Annotated in this window: 8 protein-coding genes; 7 read left to right on the forward strand and 1 reads right to left on the reverse strand. The window is 40.3% G+C overall.

Annotated features, from left to right (window positions below; all coding sequences use genetic code 11):
• Positions 1-70 precede the first annotated feature (70 nt).
• Positions 71-1,000 (forward strand): cysteine synthase A, encoded by a 930-nt coding sequence (cysK, locus tag AC59HZ_RS29885; protein WP_496549353.1) that lies wholly within the window; start codon positions 71-73, stop codon positions 998-1,000.
• A 2-nt stretch (positions 1,001-1,002) separates the two neighbouring features.
• On the opposite strand, the gene AC59HZ_RS29890 is transcribed toward cysK, so the two are convergent.
• Positions 1,003-1,134, reverse strand: a complete 132-nt coding sequence (locus AC59HZ_RS29890) for a hypothetical protein (RefSeq protein WP_496549354.1) — start codon at positions 1,132-1,134, stop codon at positions 1,003-1,005.
• Positions 1,135-1,340: 206 nt separating this feature from the next.
• Between AC59HZ_RS29890 and folP the strand changes: the two genes are divergently transcribed.
• The 6 genes from folP (at position 1,341) to lysS (ending at position 5,859) form a co-directional block, all read left to right on the forward strand.
• A complete protein-coding gene (gene folP / locus AC59HZ_RS29895; protein WP_496549362.1) occupies positions 1,341-2,114 on the forward strand; it encodes a dihydropteroate synthase in 774 nt (257 codons plus the stop codon).
• The gene (folB, locus tag AC59HZ_RS29900; RefSeq protein WP_496549355.1) at positions 2,107-2,466 is read left to right on the forward strand and encodes a dihydroneopterin aldolase; all 360 of its coding nucleotides are present in this window, start codon (positions 2,107-2,109) and stop codon (positions 2,464-2,466) included. Before folP ends, folB begins: the two co-directional genes overlap by 8 nt.
• A 2-nt stretch (positions 2,467-2,468) precedes the next feature.
• Positions 2,469-2,996: a 2-amino-4-hydroxy-6-hydroxymethyldihydropteridine diphosphokinase gene (gene folK / locus AC59HZ_RS29905; RefSeq protein ID WP_496549356.1), complete on the forward strand. Its 528-nt coding sequence runs from the start codon at positions 2,469-2,471 to the stop codon at positions 2,994-2,996.
• The gene (locus tag AC59HZ_RS29910; RefSeq protein ID WP_496549357.1) at positions 2,948-3,154 is read left to right on the forward strand and encodes a helix-turn-helix domain-containing protein; all 207 of its coding nucleotides are present in this window, start codon (positions 2,948-2,950) and stop codon (positions 3,152-3,154) included. Before folK ends, AC59HZ_RS29910 begins: the two co-directional genes overlap by 49 nt.
• Before the next feature lie 11 nt (positions 3,155-3,165).
• A complete protein-coding gene (gene dusB / locus AC59HZ_RS29915; protein WP_496549358.1) occupies positions 3,166-4,167 on the forward strand; it encodes a tRNA dihydrouridine synthase DusB in 1,002 nt (333 codons plus the stop codon).
• Positions 4,168-4,374: 207 nt separating this feature from the next.
• Positions 4,375-5,859, forward strand: a complete 1,485-nt coding sequence (lysS, locus tag AC59HZ_RS29920; RefSeq protein ID WP_496549359.1) for a lysine--tRNA ligase — start codon at positions 4,375-4,377, stop codon at positions 5,857-5,859.
• Positions 5,860-6,443: the final 584 nt, after the last annotated feature.

Here is a 6,443-nt window from a genome sequence, read left to right on the forward strand (position 1 = left end):
ATAGGAAGATATAACTGGTAAATTTAATGATATAAATCCAATAAAAATACTCGGAATAGGGGTGTCCTTTATGGTACGTGTTGCAAATTCTGTAGCAGAATTAGTTGGTCAAACGCCAATCGTAAAATTAAACAGATTAGTAGATGAAAATAGCGCTGAGGTTTACTTAAAGCTTGAATATTTTAACCCTGGCAGCAGTGTAAAAGATCGTATTGGTTTAGCGATGATTGAAGCGGCTGAAGAACAAGGCTTAATTAAGCCTGGTGTCGATACCATTATTGAGCCGACAAGTGGTAATACTGGTATTGGACTTGCGATGATTGCAGCAGCCAAAGGATACAAAGCAATTTTTGTAATGCCGGAAACAATGAGCTTAGAAAGAAGAAACCTTCTTCGTGCCTATGGCGGTGAGCTTGTGTTAACACCAGGACCAGAAGGGATGAAGGGTGCAATTGCCCGTGCAGAGACTCTTGCAGCAGAAAATGGCTATTTCATGCCGCAGCAGTTCAAAAACCAAGCTAACCCTGAGGTTCACAGAAGAACAACAGGTAAAGAAATTGTTGAACAAATGGATCAGTTAGATGCGTTTGTTTCAGGTATTGGAACAGGAGGAACCATTTCAGGAGCTGGAAGTGTTCTTCGCGAAAAATTCCCTAATGTTAAAATTGTTGCCGTTGAACCACTGGATTCTCCAGTCTTATCCGGTGGAAAACCTGGCCCTCATAAGCTGCAAGGACTTGGAGCAGGCTTTATCCCTGAAACACTAAATACAGAAATTTATGACGAAGTTATTCAAATTAACACAGAAGAAGCATTTGAAGCTTCCCGCCGTGCAGCAAGAGAAGAAGGAATTCTAGGCGGTATTTCTTCTGGAGCCGCTATTTCTGCAGCATTAAAGGTTGCTAAACAATTAGGCAAAGGTAAAAAAGTGCTTGCGATTATTCCGGATAACGGAGAACGTTATTTAAGTACACCGCTTTATCAATATGAAGCTGAGTAAATTTACTGTAGAAGTGTTGGCATTTGCCGACACTTCTTTTTTGTAAAGGCTATTTTCGCAGAGATTGTTGTTTTTCGAATAAGTCCATCAACCCGTATAACTAGATGCTTCGTGGCATCTTTTCGTAAGAACATTTGCGAAAATTGCCTACAAACTTAGTAAATGCCCTTTAATTAAGCCCCAAGAGCAACATAGTTTACGAAAAGAGCCTTTGTAAATAAAGGGCTATATCATGTATGATAATAGAAGTATTTAATAGGGGGGCATAGGGGTGTATACAGCTCAGGAACAAATTCATTGTGGTCCATATACCTTAGACTTTCGTAAAAAAACAATTGTGATGGGAATTTTAAATGCAACTCCAGATTCCTTTTCCGATGGCGGTAAATTTAATCAAATTGAACATGCTGTTCGCCATGCGAAGGAAATGGCGACAAATGGTGCGGATATTATTGATATCGGTGGTGAATCAACACGGCCGGGATTTGCGGCAGTTTCGGCTGAGGAAGAGCTTGAACGGGTCATTCCAGTTATTAAGGCTATTTCCGAGAACGTCCAAATACCGATTTCCATCGATACATATAAAGCAGAGGTAGCCAAGCGGGCGATTGAAGCAGGGGCCCATATCATTAATGATATTTGGGGAGCTAAAGCAGATGATCAAATGGCAGAAGTAGCGGCACAATATGATGTTCCCATTATATTAATGCATAATCGCCATGAACGAAACTACAACTCTTTTATGAGAGACGTATTAAACGACCTTTATGAAAGTATTGCAATCGTCAAAAAAGCAGGAGTAAAGGATGAAAAAATTATTATCGATCCGGGTATCGGTTTTGCGAGAAACTTCCAGGAAAATTTGCTAACCATGCAGAATTTAGATAAGTTTGTCATGCTGGGTTATCCTGTTCTTTTAGGTACATCTAGAAAATCCATGATTGGACAAGCGCTAAATCTCCCTGTTGAACAACGAATGGAGGGAACAGGCGCAACCATTTGTTATGGAATTCAAAAGGGCTGTCAAATCATCAGAATTCACGATGTCAAAGAAATGAGCCGTATGGCCAAAATGATGGATGTACTAATGGGGAAGGGTGAAGTGATTGGATAAAATATTTGTGAACCAAATGGAGTTCTATGGCTATCACGGAGTTTTCCCGGAAGAGACCAGACTTGGCCAGCGCTTTATCGTCGACTTAACCGTTTCCTTGGAGTTAAAAAGAGCGGGTGAAACCGATGAACTGCAGCATTCCGTAAATTATGGCGAGCTGTATCAATTATGTAAAGAAATTGTCGAAGGAAAACCATATAAATTACTGGAAGCTATTGCTGAAAAAATAGCTGTAAGTGTGCTGGCAGCATTCCAGCTTATTGGTGAGGTGACGGTGAAGGTAATTAAACCGGACCCGCCGATTCCCGGACATTACAAATCCGTTGCTGTAGAAATAACGAGGAGTAGATAAAAGTGGAAAATACAGCATTTATTGCCCTTGGCTCTAACATGGGAAGCCGTTATGATAATATGGTAAGTGCGATTAAAAAATTAACAAGTCATTCAGATATAAAGCTGGTAAATTACTCCTCTATTTATGAAACAGATCCTGTCGGATATGAAGACCAGGATTTATTTTTAAATATGGTTATTGAGATTATCACTGATTTAAGTGCAGATGAATTATTAGATAGATGTTTAATAACGGAAATTGAACTTGGAAGAAAAAGGGAAATAAAATGGGGACCAAGGACTATAGACCTTGACATTCTGACCTTTAACCAAGAAAATATTGAAACAGAGAAGCTAATTGTTCCGCACCCTAGAATGCTAGTGCGGGCTTTTGTGATGATTCCATTTTTAGAAATTAATCATGATAGTAGATTACCATTCAATAATAAACCTCTTGAAGCATGGTTAAATGAATTACCAGATAAAGAAGGAGTCAGAATATGGAAGCGGAAAAATGGGGAAGACGTATTCGAGCCTATCGAAAACTAAAGGGATATACACAAGAAAGCTTTTCGAGGCAATTAGGTGTATCAGTGTCCATTTTAGGGGAGATTGAAAGAGGAAACCGCCTGCCAGCAGGGGATTTACTCGAAAGGATTGCACATTCCTTGAAAATAACCATAGATGATTTAACGCCAAAAGAATAGGAGGTTGTTATATGTTGAAAATTGGCGATATTGAAATGAAGAATCAAGTCGTTTTAGCACCAATGGCCGGTGTATGTAACTCTGCATTCCGTTTAACGGTAAAAGAGTTCGGTGCTGGATTAGTTTGTGCGGAAATGGTTAGTGATAAAGGAATCGTTTTAAAAAATGAAAAGACGATGAATATGCTGTATATTGATGAGCGTGAAAAGCCGTTAAGCCTGCAAATTTTTGGCGGTGGAAAAGAAACGCTTGTAGAAGCAGCAAGATTCGTAGATAAAAACACCAATGCTGATATTATCGATATCAATATGGGCTGCCCGGTTCCAAAGATTACGAAATGTGATGCCGGGGCAAAGTGGCTCTTAGACCCAAATAAAATCTATGAAATGGTTTCTGCGGTTGTGGATGCCGTTGAAAAGCCGGTTACAGTGAAAATGCGGATGGGCTGGGATGAAGATCATATCTTTGCCGTCCAAAATGCACAAATGGTTGAAAAGGCTGGAGGAAAAGCTGTTTCCCTGCATGGCCGTACCCGCGTGCAAATGTACGAAGGAAAAGCCAATTGGGATATCATTCGTGAAGTGAAGCAGTCAGTTAATATCCCGATTATAGGCAACGGTGACGTTCAAACACCTCAGGACGCCAAGAGAATGTTGGATGAAACCGGTGTGGATGGTGTTATGATCGGCCGCGCAGCGCTCGGAAACCCATGGATGATCTACCGTACGGTCCAGTATCTAGAAACAGGCAAGCTAATGGATGAACCATCTGTCCGGGAAAAAATTGATGTTTGTATCCTTCATTTAGATCGATTAATTGCCTTGAAAAATGAAGATATTGCCGTTCGTGAAATGCGCAAGCATGCGGCCTGGTATCTAAAAGGAGTGCGCGGAAACGCAAGAGTACGTACCGCCATTAATGAGTGCAATACCCGTGAAGATTTAGCCCTCTTGTTAAATGGTTTGGTTCAAGAGGTTGAGGAGATGGAACAAAACCAGGCAATTGTTGGCTGAGTTTGACTTTCTTTTTCTCATTTTCTATAATACTTTTGTTTACGAATGCAAGCTGCCAGTAGAACAACTGGCAGTTTTTCTTCTATCTAAAAAACATTTTTAATGTCTGAATACTCAAGTTTGTGTAAAATAATATAGTATGTAAAAAAATTGGTGAGTATTCTTTTTAGTTTTACATAAAAAAGAAGTAATGGAGTTGAATTAGTCATGAGTCAGGAAGAATTAAATGACCAATTAAGGGTCAGACGGGAAAAAATGCACAGTATGCGTGAAAATGGACTTGACCCATTTGGCAAGCGTTTTGATCGTTCTCACAATACCCTTGAATTGATTGAACAATATGGTGAGCTGGAAAAAGAAGAACTTGAAGGAAAAAATGTTTCTGTTTCACTCGCAGGTCGTATTATGACAAAGCGTGGGAAAGGAAAAGCAGGATTTGCTCATATTCAAGACTTAACCGGCCAATTGCAAGTATACGTAAGGAAAGATGCTGTCGGTGAAGAACAGTATGAAATCTTTGATTCTGCTGATTTAGGGGACATCATTGCAGTAACAGGAACCCTTTTTAAAACCCAAGTTGGCGAGTTATCTGTAAAAGTTCAAGAATTCGTATTCTTAACGAAAGCACTTCGTCCGCTGCCGGATAAATTCCACGGTCTAAAGGATGTTGAGCAGCGCTACCGCCAGCGTTACTTGGATTTAATCATGAGCCAGGAAAGCAAAGCAACTTTTATTGCTCGCAGTAAAATTATTCGCGCGATGCGCCGTTATTTAGATAATCAAGGCTATTTAGAGGTAGAAACACCAATGATGCATTCCATTGCTGGCGGTGCGTCTGCTCGTCCGTTTATTACACACCATAACGCGTTGGATATGCAATTATTTATGCGGATTGCCATCGAGCTTCACTTAAAACGCCTGATTGTCGGGGGCCTTGAAAAAGTGTATGAAATTGGCCGTGTATTCCGAAACGAAGGTGTTTCTACTCGTCATAACCCAGAGTTTACAATGATTGAATTATATGAGGCATATGCTGATTACCGCGATATCATGAGCTTAACTGAAAATTTAATTGCCCATATTGCACAAGAAGTAGTTGGAACTACCACGATTCAATATGGCGATCACGAAGTAGACCTTAAGCCGGAATGGAAGAGACTCCACATGGTAGACGCAATTAAAGAATATACAGGAGTGGACTTCTGGAAAGAAATGAGCGTCGAGGAAGCGCGTGCGCTTGCCAAGGAGCACGCAGTAGAAATTAATGATAACATGCTTTACGGTCATATTGTGAATGAGTTCTTTGAGCAAAAAGTAGAAGAGAAGCTTATTCAGCCAACCTTTATTTTTGGCCACCCAGTGGAGATTTCACCGCTTGCCAAGAAAAATGATGAAGATCCACGTTTTACTGACCGCTTTGAGTTGTTTATCGTAGCGCGTGAGCATGCTAATGCCTTCACAGAGCTTAACGATCCAATTGATCAAAGAGAGCGTTTTGAAGCACAGCTAAAAGAGCGCGAGCAGGGTAATGATGAAGCCCATATGATGGACGAGGACTTCGTCGAAGCATTAGAGTATGGTATGCCTCCAACAGGCGGATTGGGAATCGGAATTGACCGCCTGGTGATGCTGTTAACGAATTCTCCTTCTATTCGTGACGTACTATTATTCCCATTAATGCGTCACCGATAATATAATTGAAAAAAAGTGCCGGTGAAAATCCGGTGCTTTTTTTGTTAGCTGTGTTATAAGTTGTTGTTGATTTTTTAACCCTGTTGATTGGAGCGGAAGGTGCGAGACTCCTGCGGGAGTGTGGGACAGGGGAGACCTCGCAGGCACTAAAGCGCTGAGGAGGCTCACCGAACTGCCCGTGAACCGCTCGCGCCTAGAGCGGAAATCAACAGAATAGTTAAACACAGCCCTTTTGTTAGAAGTAATTCGAATATTATTAATTTATCATTTGTCCAAAAAAAGTATAAAAAAGCTATTGCATGGGATGATAAATGGTGGTATATTAATAAACGTTGTTGCAAGACAACATGTTTTAAAAAAGAAAAACAAAAAAGTTGTTGACTTTAAGTTAATGACTTGGTATGATAATAAAGTCGCTTTTGGGCGATAATAAAATTGCTCTTTGAAAACTAAACAAACAAGAACGTCAACAAACAATAATATTCGTTTCTTTATGAAACGAGCCAACGTTTTATTTTATGAGCTAATCAACTTTCTTGGAGAGTTTGATCCTGGCTCAGGACGAACGCTGGCGGCGTGCCTAA

Source organism: Neobacillus sp. DZ-9, from assembly GCF_059587065.1.